We start from the raw sequence: 14,539 nt of genomic DNA, 5'->3' as shown, positions 1-14,539 counted from the left end.
GGATCATTCGTGGGTGAACCTGACGAACACGTGGATGAAGGTGACGAACATGGCGCCGTCGAACCGCGACTGCAACAGGTGATCGAAGCGATGGCGACGTTGCGGCGACGCTGCCCCTGGTCGAGCCGACAAGATCACCAGAGCCTCGAGAAGTACGCCAGTGAAGAGACCGACGAACTCATCGTCGCTCTCGAGGAGTTCACGACAGAACCCAGCGTTGAGAACCGGGCTGCTGTCGTCGAAGAGCTCGGCGATGTGTTCTACCAAGTGCTTTTCCACTCCGCCCTGCTCGATGAGAGCAGCGGGCACGCTTACGGCCACAGCCTCGGCACCATCATCGACGGCCTCGAGGCGAAACTCATCCGCCGTCATCCTCTCGCGTTCACCGACGATTCCGGGGATGAGATGGCGTCTTTGGAAGACGTCGAACGCGAGTACCGCCGGATCAAAGCTGAAGAGAAGGTCGCAGCGCCAGGAGAGGACAGAACCGAATGAGTCTGGACAGGCTCGAGATCGAAGGCACCTTCAACTTCCGCGACCTCGGAGGACCTGCCACCGAGGCGGGTGACCGCAGAGTGCGATCCGGGAAGGTCTTCCGCGCCGACGGTCTGGCGCAGCTGAGCGATCGGGCCCGCGCCGACATCGACGGCCTCGGGATCGGCACCGTCATCGATCTGCGCGATATCGGCGAACGGGCGAAGCTGCCCGATGCGCTCGACGGTCTCGACGTCCGTCATATCGAGCTGCCCGTCTTCGACGACCATTTCTTCCCCAGCCGACCGATGAGCAGGGAGGAGATGAAGGCCGCCGCCGAGGCGACCGGGATGGACCTCAGCGACCGCAGCCTCAGCCGCATCTACGAACTCATGATCACGCACTTCGGCCACCGGCTGGCCGCCGCCGTCGATCTGATCGCCGAACACTGCACCGACGGCGTGGTCTTCCACTGCTCTGCCGGGAAGGATCGCACCGGCGTGATCGGAGCATTCCTGCTCGACCTCCTCGGCGTGGGAAGGCAGGAGATCGTCGACGAATACGCGATCACCTCCACTCATCTGTCCGGTGGATTCCTCGAGGCGATCACCCGGAACTTCTCCGATGCCGGGATCTCCGGCAATCTCGCCCAGACCGCCACCGCCGCCCCTCCCGAACTCATGCACGAGATCCTCGATCGGATCGAGGCCGAGCACGGGGCCGCCTCGGCGAAGGACGACAGGGAACCCGGGGAGTCGAGGCCTACCTGCTCGCCCACGGGATGGATCCGGCGACGCCCGAACGCCTGCGTCAATGCCTCCTTGAATCCGCCTCGGACTGAGGGTGAGCCGGGCCGCGAGGTGCATTAAGCTGTCCTGCAGGCACATGTTCCCCATGTGAAACCAAACGCTAAGGAGTACTCAGTGGCCGAGATCGTTGCCGCAAACGCCCGTGAAATCCTGGATTCCCGGGGAAATCCCACCGTCGAGGTGGAAGTGCTGTTGGCCGATGAGTCCGTCGGTCGTGCCGGAGTTCCCTCCGGCGCCTCCACCGGAGAGTTCGAAGCCGTGGAGCTGCGCGACGGAGATCCGGAGCGCTACCTGGGCAAGGGAGTCACCCAAGCCGTCGACGCTGTCGTCGACGAGATCCACGAAGTCATCGTCGGGCTCGAAAGCGACGATCAGCGTCTCGTCGACCAGGCGCTCATCGAACTCGACGGCACCGACAACAAGTCCCGCCTCGGTGCGAACGCGATGCTCGGCACTTCTCTGGCCGTGGCCCGCGCGGCAGCGGTCTCGGCCGATCTGCCTCTTTACCGCTACCTCGGCGGACCGAACGCGCATGTCATGCCCGTGCCGATGATGAACATCCTCAACGGCGGGTCCCATGCGGACTCGAACGTCGACATCCAGGAATTCATGATCGCTCCGATCGGAGCCGCCAGCTTCCACGAAGCACTGCAGTGGAGCGTCGAGGTCTACCACGCGCTCAAGGGCGTGCTCAAAGAGCGCGGGCTCTCGACCGGCCTCGGCGATGAGGGCGGATTCGCTCCGAACCTCGACTCGAACGCCGCGGCACTCGATCTCATCTGTGAGGCCATCGACATCGCCGGCCACCGTCCCGGACGCGATATCGCCGTTGCCCTCGACGTGGCGTCCTCGGAGTTCTACTCCGACGGAGTCTACGAGTTCGAAGGCGGCAAGAAGACCGCTGAAGAGATGGCCGCCTACTATGAAGAGCTGCTGGCGAAGTACCCGCTCGTGTCGATCGAGGACCCACTCGACGAGAACGACTGGGACGGCTGGGCGACGCTGACCGAGACGATCGGTGCGAAAGTCCAGCTCGTCGGCGACGACCTGTTCGTGACGAACCCCGAGCGTCTGCAGCGCGGAATCGGCAGCGCCACGGCGAACTCGCTGCTGGTCAAGGTCAACCAGATCGGCACCCTGACCGAAACCCTCGACGCTGTGTCGCTGGCGCAGACAAACGGCTACACGACGATGATCTCGCACCGTTCCGGTGAAACCGAGGATACGACCATCGCCGACCTGGCCGTGGCGACCAACGCCGGTCAGATCAAGGCCGGTGCGCCAGCACGATCGGAGCGAGTCGCGAAGTACAACCAGCTGCTGCGCATCGAAGAGCAGCTCGGCGATGCCGCTCGCTACGCGGGCCGCGGCGCCTTCCCGCGCTTCGAAGCCTGAGTCGAGCCGCTAGGCACTGAGCTCCCCGAGGCGGGGCCGGACGATCACTTCGATCGCCCGGCCCCGCCTCGGCTTTTCCGCTCAGACGCATCGACCTTCCGCTGTCAGGTGGGCACTGCGGGGGTGGGACGGAGAATGTGCGCGGGGAGGAGCTGACCGGACGCAACGTGATGGAGGATACGTGAGAATCGAACACGCCACGGGCTCGAAATCCTCGCGCTGAGAATGCGGACACGGCACACTTGGAGATGTTGCGACACTCTTCCCCGATCCCCAGTCGCAGAGGAAAGAAGCATGGTCCCGAGCAAGCCCAGAAGAAGTGCCCCGAAATCGGCTCCTGGCAAAGCCACTCCTCGTCGACGCCCGACACCGGTCATCGAATCCGATGCCGACATGGACGCCGAGGCGCACGGCCGACGCATGTCGATGCGCACGGGCATCTTCCTCCTCGTCATTGCCATCGTCCTCCTCGCATTCCTCTCGCCCCTGAACGCCGCGCTCAAGCAGGCCCAGCAGATCGCGGCTCTCAACGACGAGATCGAGACGACGAAATCCGAGGTCAAGAGCCTCAAGGAGAAGAATGAGAACCTCAGGGACCCCGACTACATCAAGCGCAAGGCCCGCGAAGACCAGTACTACGTAGAGAAGGGCAAGAACGCGGTCATCGTCACGAACCAAGAGGCCGTGGACGAGGAATCCGAGTCCGAACGGCCGGCTCGCAAGCAGGCCTGGTACCTTGAGTTGCTGGAGTCCATTCAGGAGACAGGCAACAACGTGGAGAAGAGCTGATGATCACAGAGTGCACCGAGGCCGATTTCGCTGTCCTCCAAGACCAACTCGGACGCATTCCCCGAGGCGTCTTCGGCATCGCCGCCCGCGGCATCTCCGGTGAACCCCTCGTCGTCGCCACGGCCCCGCGCCTCGAGGACGGCACACCGTTCCCGACGACCTTCTATCTCACCCACCCCGCCTATGTGGCCGAATGCTCACGCCTGGAAGCGTCGGGAATCATGGCCGAATGGACAGTCGAGATCGGTGAGGACGATGAGCTCGCCGCCGCCTACGCCGCCGCACACCGGGCCTACCTCGACGTCCGTTCGGAGATCGGCTCCGCAGCGGGCCTGGCAGAGGTCGAGGAGATCAAGGACTACTCCGCCGGCGGAATGCCGAACCGGGTCAAATGCCTCCATGCCCTCGTCGGACATTCGCTGTCCGCCGGACTCGGCGTCAACCCGATCGGTGACCGTGCGCTGTCGCTCATGAACGATGTGCCGCCCCTCGCCGAGACCGCTGCCACCACCGAACCGACCGACTAGGACCTGCCATGCGAGTTGCTGCCTTCGACTGCGGGACGAACTCCCTGCGCCTGCTCATCGCCGACGTCGACGCCGACAGCACCCTCACGGATCTGCGCCGCGAGACTCGGATCGTCCGCCTCGGCCAAGGTGTCGACGCCACCGGAGAGTTCGCTCCCGAAGCGCTCGAACGCACCTTCGCCGTGGCGAAGGAATTCGCCGAGGTGGCCGCCGAGTACCAGCCGGAGAAGCTGAGATTCGTCGCGACCTCCGCTAGCCGCGACGTGAAGAACCGTGATGAGTTCTTCGCCGGGATCTTCTCGATCCTCGGCGTCGTCCCCGATGTCATCGCCGGTGAGGAAGAGGCCCGACTGTCCTTCCTCGGTGCCACAGCTCGTCTCGAAGATGCCGACGGGCCCTATGCCGTCATGGACCTCGGCGGCGGATCGACTGAACTCGTCCTCGGCCACGACGATGTCCAAGCCGCAGTGAGTATGGACATCGGCTCGGTGCGTCTGACCGAGCGCCATATGCCTGTCGAGACTCCCTCCGAGGACCAGATCCAGGCAGCCCTGACCGATATCGACGGTCAGCTCGACCAGGCTGCGCAGATCGTCGACTTCTCCGCCCCGCGCACCTTCATCGGCGTCGCCGGCACCGTCACCACCGTCACCGCAGGCATCCTCGGACTCGAGAGCTATCAGCGAGAGCGCATCCACGGAGCACATATCAGCGTCGCGGACGTGGCAGCCGAATCCCGCAAGCTCCTGGCCATGGACCGCCAGGCACGCACGGATCTGCCGTATATGCACCCCGGACGCGTCGATGTCATCGGCGCCGGATCGCTGCTATTCGCCCGGATCGTCGCCCGCTTCGACCATGCAGTGACAGCCGCCGGAGGATCACTCGACATTCGGATCTCCGAAACCGACATCCTGGACGGGACCGCGCTCGATCTCGCGCTGACGAGCTCGTGAGAGCCGCCGCCCGACTCCTTGCCGTCACGGCCGTCGTCCTCGGACTCGTCGTCGGCACCACACAGCCGGTCATAGCTGCGCCTAAGGCCGGACCCGGCCAGTGGTTCATCAAGGACTACGGAATCGACAAGGTCTGGAAGAAGTCCACGGGCAAGGGCGTCAAGGTCGCAGTCATCGACTCCGGCGTCAACACCGACCACGAGGACCTCAAAGGCGTGGTGAAGAAGTCCAAGGACTTCAGCGGATTGGGCAAGGACGGAAAGACCCCGATAGGCGGGAAGACCACGATCCACCACGGCACCGCAGTGGCCGGTGTCATCGCCGGCAAGGGAGTCGGGGCCGGACCGACCGGAGTCGCCCCGGATGCAGAGATCCTGTCGGCATCGATGTGGCTTGGCCCCGACCGTCCGAAGGAATCCGGATCGACTCGCGAACAGGCCGACAAGGCCATCCGCTGGGCCGTCGACTCCGGTGCGAAGGTCATCAACATGTCCCTGGGCTGGGACGATCCGGGTTGGCCGGAGAGCTGGGACGAATCCTTCGAATACGCCTACAAGAAAGACGTGGTCATCGTCGCCTGCGTCGGCAACGCCTCACAGGGCGCGACCCAAGCCTGGTCGCCGTCGACGGTCCCCGGCGTCATCGGGGTGGGCGGACTCGGCAAGAACGGAAAGGTCCTCGATGACTCCACTGCGCCCGGCACCGCCGTCGACCTCATGGGCCCGGCCGAAAACATCCCCATTCCGTACTACAGCGGCGGCTACGCCGAAGGTCAGGGTTGCTCCTTCGCCTCACCCGTCGTCTCCGGAGTGGCAGCGCTCATCCGCTCCGAGAACCCGGATCTCAGTGCCGACGAGGTGCGAGCCAAGCTGCAGTCGAGCGCGAAACCGGTGGACGGTCACAAGGGCGTGAGTAAAGAGGACAAGCCCGACCCGATCGTCGGCTGGGGTCGCCTCGACCCGCGGGCCGCTCTCAAGGCGAAAGTGCCCAAGGACGTGTCCTCCGCCGAGGATGAGCTGGCCGATTGGGTGAAGATGCACCGTCGTGGGGAGGCGAGGGCCGAAGAGACCGAAACCGCCGCTCCCGACGAGACCGAGAGCCCGAAGGCTCTCGCGCCGACCGACATCGTCGCCACGCAGTCGACACCGACCCTCGGCTTCGCCGTTCTCGGTGCCGGGGCCCTGATCGTCCTGGTCCTCCTGACCGCTTCGATCGTTTCCTTCGCCCGCCGTCGCCGCTGAGATCAGGCGACGGAACTGTTCTGATCTGGGGCGTTCGAGTCCGTGCGACAAACAATTAGTGAAAGTTTTCACAAGGGTCTAGCATGGGAATATGGCACTCATCAGAAACTCAAAACTGCGTCCACGAATCCTCGTTGTCGGTGGCGGCTCCGTCGGCTTACTCACCGCTCAGAATCTGCTGAAGAACCTCGGTCGGGGCGAAGCCACCGTCACCGTGGTCGACCCCAACCCGTACATGACCTATCTGCCGTTCCTCCCCGAAGTGGCAGCCGGTTCGATCGAGCCACGTCACGCTGTGGTGCCGCTGCGCCGCAACCTGCCGGGTGCCGAGGTCATCACCGCGAAAGTCACCTCGATCAACCATGCCGAGAAGTTCGCCACCATCGAACCCGAGAACGATGAAGCGTTCGAACTCGACTACGACCACATCGTCCTCGCCTCCGGTTCGGTCGCACGTGCGCTGCCGATCCCGGGTCTGAAGGAGAACGCGATCGCGCTCAAACGCATCGAAGAGGCCGTCGCCCTGCGTGACCACCTCCTCTCGCGCCTGGCTGACGCCGCGCTTATGGAAGACGACGAAGAGCGCCGCAAGGCACTGACCTTCGTCTTCGTCGGAGGCGGATTCGCAGGCATCGAGCTCCTCACCGAACTCGAGGACATGGTCCGCTCGGCCGTCGCCCAGTACGAGACGCTGACCGAAGCCGATGTGCGCTTCGTCCTCGTCGAGGCCCTCGGCCGCGTCATGCCCGAGGTCGGCGAGGCTCAGGCTCGCTGGGTCGTCGAGCACATGCGCGAACGCGGAATCGACGTCTACCTCGAGACCTTCCTCCAGGACTGCACCGACAAGCACGTCAAGCTCTCGAACGGCGAAGAGTTCGACGCCGACACCATCGTGTGGTCCGCCGGTGTCAAGGCAAACCCGATGCTCATCGACTCCGACCTGCCGATCAACGAACGCGGCAACGTCACCGTGCGTGCCGACCTGCGGGTCGAAGGCGATGACGGAGTCGTCGAGGGCGCGTGGGCTGCCGGCGACAACGCCGCTGTGCCCGACCTGTCCGGCGGCGGAGTGGCAGGCTTCTGCGTGCCCAACGCTCAGCACGCCGTGCGTCAGGCTCCCGTGCTGGCTGCCAACGTGCTCGCCGCCCTGCGCGGAGAGACCGAGTTCAAGCAGTACTTCCACAAGACCATCGGTACGGTTGCCGGTCTGGGTCTGTACAAGGGCGTTTCGCAGATGGGTGACTTCGAAGCCCGCGGACTCCTTGCCTGGCTCATGCACCGCGCCTATCACGGCTACGCGATCCCGACCGTGGATCGCAAGGTCCGCGTCTTCGGCAACTGGTTCCTCAGCGCCGTCCTCGGCCGCGACGCCATGCCGTTGGCAGACCTTGATGTTCCGCGCAAGAACTTCGTCGAGGCCGCCAACTCGAAGCCGGCTCCGAAGAAGGAGCCTGCTAAGGCCTGATCCGAGGCAGCCGGTGCCATCCGGCGACAAGCCCTGATGAGACGACTGACGCCGGGGATGCAGATGCATCCCCGGCGTCAGTCACATCCAGAGGTGGTGCTGTGCGGGTGCGTCCTGCTCAGTTCGCCACTGTGAAGCGGGCGTCGATGTGCTGGGGCTCGGCGATCTCATCGACCATGGCCACAGCGAAGTCCTCGGCGGAGATGGAGTCACCAGCGGGCACCTCGAGTTCGACTTTGTAGGTGCCGGTGCGTTCTCCCGGAGCGATCTCCGGGGCGGGGGAGATGAGCGTCCATGGAGACGGGTTCGCCGCACGCAGCAGTTCGAGGGCCTTCGTGCCGGTCTCCGCCTCGGCTTTGTAGGCAGGAGGGAATTCAGCGGTATCCTTGAGCATCGTCTCCCCGGCGAACAGGGAGCCGGCGCCGCCGACGACGAAGAGTCGGGTTTCGCCGCTGGCCTTTGCCAGGGTCGACAGCGCGTCGAGCCATTCCTGGTGGTCTCCGCCGGTGCGGCTGGGTCCGGTGGTGGAGACGATGACATCGTGGTCGGCGGCCATGCGCGCGCCGAGTTCCGCATCGGCCATATCGCCGGACAGTGATCGGGTCGCTCCGGCAACCTCGGTGCCGGTGCGAGTGATGGCGGTGACCTCGATCCCGCGGGATGCCGCCTCGGCGACGACGCGGGAGCCGATCATGCCCGATGCTCCAAAGAGTGCGATCTTCATAAGAGTCCCTTCGTTCTTCGTGCTGCGCGGTTGCGATGCACGGTGGAAGTCGTAATCTGACTTCTCAAAGCTATCCTTGAGATATGGAGTACCTCAAGGATACTATTGGGTTATGAGTATGAGAGTTCGTTGGGAAGGCGATGCCTTCGACCCCGGGTGTCCGACCCGAGTGGTTCTCGACCGACTCGGCGACAAGTGGACGGTGCTCATTGTCGACATCCTCGATTCAGGTCCGAAGCGCTTCAACGAGATTCGTCTTGCCATCGGCGGAATCACCCCGAAGGTGCTGACCTCGACCCTGCGGTCACTTGTCGCCGATGGCCTCCTCGAGCGCGAGGTCTTCGCCGAGGTGCCGCCGCGGGTGGAGTATTCGCTCACCGACCTCGGGCGATCGTTGCAGGAGCCCGTCGCTGCGTTGCGCCGTTGGGCCGAGGCCAATGTTGCTGAAATCGTCGACAGCCGGGATCGCCATGACGAAGCACAGGCGTCCGCAGGCGTGTAAAGGCCCCTTCCGCGCGGTGTCGCATGTTCTGCGGTTGAAGGCGAGTCGTGCGCTTTCTCTGCGATCACTCGCAGGGTGCCTTCGCCGAGGCCATAGACGCTCCGCCGCTGAGTGTGAGCTTGGCGGACATCGTCGCGTATGCTGACCGCCTCGTTGACGGAGTTCTTCCCGTCGGCGCTCGTAAGAGTGTCCCCGGAGGTGGAGTAACGCCTCTGCCTGTTGCGATGATCCTTGGGTGTCGTGGTCAATTGAAGTTCTCCAGACACATCCACGGCTGTCCCTGTGGCGGACGGTGGACCTGCATAGTGCCCGCATCGTATTCGATGACGGCTAGTCCTCCCGTGCGATCGGCCAGCAGATAGTGCAGTCCGGGCCCACCTGTACAATCGACATTGTGGTCGTCGAAGAGGTCGAGCGCGTTCCGCATGGCCGAGCACCATGCGCTGGATGCCCAGGCCGCCGATCCACTTCCGCCCGGACGTCTTGCTCTGTTCGGCTTGCTCGCCGGCGGCGAGGCCGATGAAGACACCTGCATCATTGATCCCGTCGAAGGCATAGGCTTCCGCCTGGACGAGGCCCGCAGCCTTACTCGGATCCCCGAGGTCGGATTCCGATTTGAATCCCGAATATCGGAGGTCCGTCACCGCCGGAGTCTGTCGGCCGGTGCTCAACCTCGATTCCATCATCGAGGCGGGACACGGGTCACAGTCGAAGTTCCGTGACACGAGTGGCTATCCGTGCGGTGAGGAGGCGGTGAAGACGGTGCAGGCGATTCCGGTCAGATGCCCGCTGGCTTCGGCGTCGTCGGGCGGAGTGATTGCGGCCGGTTCGCCGTCCCTGGTCGGTGAGTACAGCGGGTGATCGTCGAGCGGTGTCAGGGAGTTGACCGTGACTTTCTGGTGTGCTTGTGTCCGGTCGACCTTAAGTGGGCGGGCCCGTTGTTCGTCTGCGGTCGGTGTGGAATCGACGGTCCCGGAGGACCGTGTGGCGTCGGCGGAGGCGCAGCCAGCGACGCCGACGAGAGTGACCGCCGAACCTCCGACGAGCACTGTCCGTCGGTTCAGGGGAGTCGGGGTCGATCTCTGAAGTGCCATGTGCTGTCCGTCCTTGGACGCAAGGGGCCGAGGGATGATCGGTCCGATGCGGGTCATCGGTGTAGGGTGCCTACTATCAAAGTCGTAACGCCCGGCCCGGGAAGGCAACGAAGGCAGCACACCGAGCGCGGCAGATCAGGGACGGGAGAGCTGTCCGAGCACAGTGACGAAATCACGCAGCTGTCCGGCGACACGATAGATCCGGGGCTGGCCGGAGTAGACCCAGTTGTTCGTGATGATCGAGGCGCTGCCGCCGTTCGTTGCCTGTTTGAACTCGGCGACGTCGAACGTCGCAAGATGATCCTCTGCGAGGCGGATGTGTAGGCCCGGGCCCATCTGCATCCAGTGATCGGCGACTTCGAAGCCGACCTCGGTCCAGTCTCCACCGGCCTCCCGGAATGCAACCGGGCGACCCTCCGGCGGAAAGCCGGTCGCGGTGGAGTCGTCTGTCGAAGTAAGGGAGGCCGCCGCCTCGGTGGCGGTGATGATAACGGCGGGACCGTGCTGCGTACGGACGAGATCATCGTCGACGGAGGCGATCGGCTGCGGTGCCTGACTGGGGCTGAGAAGAAGGAACGGCATAGGACGATCATGCCGCAATCGTCGGAAATCGGCGATCTCGATCGGCACTTGACGCGGCGTGATCTGTGGTTTCCGGTGGGTCTCTCGTTCACTTTGAATTGATGTGGAGTCATAGTTTTCGGGAGTTTCCGTGGGGTTCCACTGAATAGATAGGTAAGTGTGGGGCGAGTTGAATTGAATTTTCGCCTGTGTTGACGTTGTGCTGTTCGAGAACTGAGCGAATACTCCACACTTGCGTTTGAACCAGAGAGGTCTGGCCTTATGTCTTCGATTGTGATGTTTGCACTTCCATCGAAGCTGACACTTCTCCGTGTCAGTCTTTTACGACACACTGGGTGCAGGATACGTACACACCCCGCCTATCCGCGCACCTCTTGCGGCCATTACTGTTCGCCTGATGCGGCGTCTCATGCACCTGAAGAATCTATCTAAAGCCCTTCACCGGAGCCGAATTTTCCGCGTGAAACGTCAATCATCGGACGGAAAGCACTAGTTCTGCGCAAACTTCGATTCAGACGCTTATGACAACCGGTGCATGATCCTACATTTGCAGGAGTCGTGCAGCCTTTTCACCGATGATAACCGAGGGCGCGTGGGTGTGACCACGGATGATCTCCGGCATAACTGAAGCGTCTGCGACGCGTAGCCTATTGACGCCGCGAACTCGCAACATTGGGTCGACGACTGAGGACTCGTCGGTGCCCATTCTGGCTGTAGAAGTTGGATGATAAAGAGTGTGCGAAGTCTTCTCGAGAGTAGCGGTCAATCGTTCTTCCAACGGTAGGCTTTCGGCCCCGAGCGGTGCTAGATAGCGGCCGTTTGTCACCGCGGCTATCGCCGGTGTGGAAATGATGTCGTGGGTCATCCGCAACGCTCGTAACATCGTCGCCCGATCTGCTCCCTCTGGGTCAGAGAGGTAGCCAGCGTCGATGATGACCTTTTCGCCAGGATCTGCCGAGACCAAGGTGATGCTTCCTCGGCTTTGTGGTTGAAGGAGGATCGGTCCCATGGATATCCCGTGTCCAGGAATACCGTTGAGCCCTTCTTGCACGTAGGCGACTGGCGCGAAGATTATTTCGACATCTGGAAGATCGAGCGAGTCTTCCGTGCGCACGAACCCATAGGCCTCGGCGACGTTAGATGTCAGCATTCCCTTTCGCCGAGTGAGGTAGGTGAATACGTTGCGAAGCTTTGTCGCATCCTTCAGAGTGCCACCATCGACTTCGAGACAGGAGAGGCTGACGAGATGGTCTCTCATGTTCTTCCCTACCTCGGGGGCATCAACGCGCACCGGAATTCCATGAGCTCCTAGAAGTGCCGGATCGCCAATTCCTGAGAGCATAAGTAGTTGCGGGGTATTGACGGCACCGGCGCTGAGAACGATTTCCCGCCTGGCGTGTGTCTCGAAACGCGCACCGTCGACGAGGTAGGACACTCCTGTCGCCGTGTGCTCGTCGAAGAGTACTTTCTCCACCAGTGCTTCGGTGCGCACGATGAGGTTCGGGCGCCGTTTGGCTGGTTTCAAGTAGGCCTGTGATGTGTTGTGACGGGCCCCGTTATATTGCGTCACTTGGGTTTGTGTGAAGCCTTTGGGTTGGACAGAGTTTGCTTCCTCAATGCTGTGTCCTGCCTCCGTTATTGCCGTGAGAAACGTGGTCGTCAGTGGGCGTGGGTCGCGTTGGGTTTCGACACTGATCTCCGTGGTATCGAGGATTGGTGCTAGTTCGTCCCAATCCCATTCGGGCCCGGCGAGTTTGCCCCAATTTTCGTAGTCAGCGGCGAATCCTGGCACCCACATCATGGCGTTGAGTGATGACGAGCCGCCTAGAACCTTGCCGCGGGGCCAGTACACGGTACGGCCGTCGAGGCCCGGCTGTGGTGTTGTCTCGTAGTTCCAATCAAACGGAGATTTGAACAGTTGAGAGAACGCGGCAGGGATGGAGATTTTTGAATCCGTGTCGGTAGGACCGGCTTCGAGGAGAAGTACTGAGACGTTGGGGTCCTCGGATAGGCGTGATGCGATCACGGCTCCAGACGAACCGGCGCCAACGATAATGTAGTCGAATTGATCACGCATAGTGATCCTCCTTTACCCATGCTAGGTGGTAGCAGTCGTGATAAGTAGTCAGGCTTGGAAGGCGTGGTAGAAGATGCCGGGAAGCTTGGCCCAGCAGGGGTTGGCAGCAAATTCTGTGAGCGCGCGTCCGGTGCGTGCCGCGCTGCGGGCTGTGACGAACCATGGCGGTTTGGGAAACAGCGAGAACTCTCCGCCGAGTATCGAGCGTGGGAAGGGCCGGAAGGGACCAGAGACAACTGTGCGTTCGGAGTGCGGAATAAGTAGACCGTTATGGACGACGCCGATCCCACTCTGCACGTTGTGGAGTGTGTGTCCGGGGAAAGCGCCCCACGTGGCCGTCGCAGTAAGAAATGCTAAACCGGTCCACACATTGATCCCGATCGAGCCAAAGTGCAACCGTTCGATCGCGGCATCGAATCGTGGCCCCAGCGATCTGCGGGTAGCGGGGGAGACTATGACATTTGCTCCGAGAGTACCCGCAAGTCTGTTATTGGCATAGTCAACGGCGAGGCCGAGGAATGCTGCGACGTGCTCGATCGAAGCAACGGATTTAGGTATTCCACCCACTGGAGAGTCAACCGTAATAGGCTTGACACCAAGCACAGCGGTGAAGTATTCGGTGGTCTCGACCGCCTCGTGCTGGTCAGAATCGAGGGTGATCAGAAGTCGTTGCCCGTGAGAGAATGCCTCGGCCTGACTATGTTCGGCAGCTGCTTGTCGTAGTTTGTCTCGACTGCCGGGATACCAAGGGTCTCTATGATCGATGTCTTCCAATGCGAATGCCAGTTCACGGAGGAACTCTTCACGTTGGCTCCATTTCGCATCGATGATGACCGTTTGCGCAGCAATGCAATTGTGGCCGGCGTTGTGCAGGCGCATAGAAGCGATGTTCTCTGCTTGGAATCTCAGGTCTGCTTTCGACCATTCTCCAGGGACCACGATGACAGGCGATACTCCTCCAAGTTCACTTGTGATGGGTTTCTTGAGAACCGGCTCACCGGAGTGAGTGTTGTCGTTGCCCCACACGATCCGATCATGAGTGGCCGCGCTTCCGGTGATGTGAACATGAGTGATATGTGGATGGTTACTTAGGTATTCTCCGACTGCGGTCCCGCCTTGGACGATTCGCAGAAGGTCGGCGTCGATCAGCGGTTGCAGTGCTTCACGATATACTGACAGGAGTGGAGCCAGTGTGGGATTGATTTTGAGGATACTCGCCCTGTTGTGAGCGACGAGTTCAGTCAGTGCATCCAATGGGCCGATCGACGTGATATTGCCGGCGCCGAGGATGAGGGACACTCCACCGACAGTGCCCAATTCTGTGGCACCAAGGCCCGCACCAGCATGGATTTCGTCGGCAGTCACACCGGGCAGTGTCCAAACCTTTGCAGAGAAACCGTGAAAAAGAACTGCTTCCTGAAGGCCGATGGGTAGTACTTTCCATGTCAGACGCCCCTCCGGTGTCGTAGAGGTCTGAAGTCCCTCGACCGTTGAATGTCCCGACGCAAGCTTATGCAGGGACTTGGCGACGACATAGAATCCAGACAATGCGGCGTAGGGACCAGACATCCATTCCTCGCCGACGAGCTGTGAGCTAGTTGGAAGCTTCTTGAGATCCGATGCGGTACGAGTCCACCGAACCACATTGTCTGCAATCGACTCGTGCGTGCGTTCGAGGAGTCGAGCACGTCGGTGCAACGGCATGTCTGCCCAGGCCTTCACTCCCGACTCCAAGGAGGAAATCGCATCATCCAGACGGTCCGCATCCAGAGGGTAGGAGGGAGGGCCAGCCTCGGTACGCGCTTGCGCAGTGTAATCAGTGGTCATTGCTCATGCTCCTCGTCGAGCCAGGTCGCTCACAGGACTGGTCCCGACCTGAGCGTTTCAGTTCTGTTCGTGAGGCA

Annotated in this window: 15 protein-coding genes; 9 read left to right on the top strand and 6 right to left on the bottom strand. The window is 62.1% G+C overall.

Annotated features, from left to right (window positions below):
- The first annotated feature begins 9 nt into the window (after nucleotides 1-9).
- The 8 genes from BLU88_RS14585 to BLU88_RS14550 all read left to right on the top strand — a co-directional run bounded on the left by BLU88_RS14585 (nucleotide 10) and on the right by BLU88_RS14550 (nucleotide 7,656).
- Entirely contained in the window at nucleotides 10-495 is a 486-nt protein-coding gene (locus BLU88_RS14585; RefSeq protein WP_231939447.1) for a MazG nucleotide pyrophosphohydrolase domain-containing protein, read from the top strand.
- Nucleotides 492-1,343 (top strand): tyrosine-protein phosphatase, encoded by an 852-nt coding sequence (locus BLU88_RS14580; protein ID WP_092015460.1) that lies wholly within the window; start codon nucleotides 492-494, stop codon nucleotides 1,341-1,343. The genes BLU88_RS14585 and BLU88_RS14580 overlap by 4 nt, the downstream gene beginning before the upstream one ends.
- Before the next feature lie 54 nt (nucleotides 1,344-1,397).
- On the top strand, nucleotides 1,398-2,678 hold the full coding sequence (eno, locus tag BLU88_RS14575) for a phosphopyruvate hydratase (RefSeq protein ID WP_092015457.1): 1,281 nt from the start codon (nucleotides 1,398-1,400) through the stop codon (nucleotides 2,676-2,678).
- A gap of 294 nt (nucleotides 2,679-2,972) precedes the next feature.
- A complete protein-coding gene (locus tag BLU88_RS14570; protein WP_092015454.1) occupies nucleotides 2,973-3,467 on the top strand; it encodes an FtsB family cell division protein in 495 nt (164 codons plus the stop codon).
- Nucleotides 3,467-3,994 (top strand): DUF501 domain-containing protein, encoded by a 528-nt coding sequence (locus BLU88_RS14565; RefSeq protein WP_092015451.1) that lies wholly within the window; start codon nucleotides 3,467-3,469, stop codon nucleotides 3,992-3,994. The genes BLU88_RS14570 and BLU88_RS14565 overlap by 1 nt, the downstream gene beginning before the upstream one ends.
- An 8-nt stretch (nucleotides 3,995-4,002) precedes the next feature.
- Nucleotides 4,003-4,950, top strand: a complete 948-nt coding sequence (locus BLU88_RS14560; protein ID WP_092015448.1) for a Ppx/GppA phosphatase family protein — start codon at nucleotides 4,003-4,005, stop codon at nucleotides 4,948-4,950.
- The gene (locus BLU88_RS14555; RefSeq protein ID WP_092015445.1) at nucleotides 4,947-6,191 is read left to right on the top strand and encodes a S8 family peptidase; all 1,245 of its coding nucleotides are present in this window, start codon (nucleotides 4,947-4,949) and stop codon (nucleotides 6,189-6,191) included. The genes BLU88_RS14560 and BLU88_RS14555 overlap by 4 nt, the downstream gene beginning before the upstream one ends.
- Nucleotides 6,192-6,282: 91 nt before the next feature.
- Nucleotides 6,283-7,656 (top strand): NAD(P)/FAD-dependent oxidoreductase, encoded by a 1,374-nt coding sequence (locus BLU88_RS14550; RefSeq protein WP_092015441.1) that lies wholly within the window; start codon nucleotides 6,283-6,285, stop codon nucleotides 7,654-7,656.
- A 118-nt stretch (nucleotides 7,657-7,774) separates the two neighbouring features.
- Here the strand turns inward: BLU88_RS14550 and BLU88_RS14545 are convergent, their stop codons facing one another.
- Complete coding sequence (locus BLU88_RS14545) at nucleotides 7,775-8,380, bottom strand: NAD(P)-dependent oxidoreductase (protein WP_092015438.1); 606 nt, start codon at nucleotides 8,378-8,380, stop codon at nucleotides 7,775-7,777.
- 112 nt (nucleotides 8,381-8,492) lie between these two features.
- Here BLU88_RS14545 and BLU88_RS14540 point away from each other — a divergent pair, with 112 nt between their 5' ends.
- Complete coding sequence (locus BLU88_RS14540) at nucleotides 8,493-8,882, top strand: winged helix-turn-helix transcriptional regulator (protein ID WP_167356900.1); 390 nt, start codon at nucleotides 8,493-8,495, stop codon at nucleotides 8,880-8,882.
- A 244-nt stretch (nucleotides 8,883-9,126) separates the two neighbouring features.
- Here BLU88_RS14540 and BLU88_RS14535 read toward each other — a convergent pair whose 3' ends face one another.
- The 5 genes from BLU88_RS14535 to BLU88_RS14510 form a co-directional block, all read right to left on the bottom strand.
- Entirely contained in the window at nucleotides 9,127-9,309 is a 183-nt protein-coding gene (locus BLU88_RS14535) for a hypothetical protein (RefSeq protein WP_092015432.1), read from the bottom strand.
- 304 nt (nucleotides 9,310-9,613) lie between these two features.
- Nucleotides 9,614-9,976: a hypothetical protein gene (locus BLU88_RS14525; protein ID WP_157689147.1), complete on the bottom strand. Its 363-nt coding sequence runs from the start codon at nucleotides 9,974-9,976 to the stop codon at nucleotides 9,614-9,616.
- 135 nt (nucleotides 9,977-10,111) lie between these two features.
- Nucleotides 10,112-10,558, bottom strand: a complete 447-nt coding sequence (locus BLU88_RS14520) for a hypothetical protein (protein WP_092015423.1) — start codon at nucleotides 10,556-10,558, stop codon at nucleotides 10,112-10,114.
- A gap of 541 nt (nucleotides 10,559-11,099) precedes the next feature.
- Nucleotides 11,100-12,635: a GMC family oxidoreductase gene (locus BLU88_RS14515; protein ID WP_092015416.1), complete on the bottom strand. Its 1,536-nt coding sequence runs from the start codon at nucleotides 12,633-12,635 to the stop codon at nucleotides 11,100-11,102.
- Nucleotides 12,636-12,683: 48 nt separating this feature from the next.
- Nucleotides 12,684-14,462, bottom strand: a complete 1,779-nt coding sequence (locus BLU88_RS14510) for an aldehyde dehydrogenase family protein (RefSeq protein ID WP_092015413.1) — start codon at nucleotides 14,460-14,462, stop codon at nucleotides 12,684-12,686.
- Nucleotides 14,463-14,539 lie beyond the last annotated feature (77 nt).

This window comes from Brevibacterium siliguriense (assembly GCF_900105315.1).
In the GTDB taxonomy this organism is placed as follows: Bacteria; Actinomycetota; Actinomycetes; order Actinomycetales; family Brevibacteriaceae; genus Brevibacterium; species Brevibacterium siliguriense.
The sequence above is the reverse complement of the archived record's forward strand: the minus strand, read 5'-3'. Positions and strand labels throughout refer to the sequence as shown.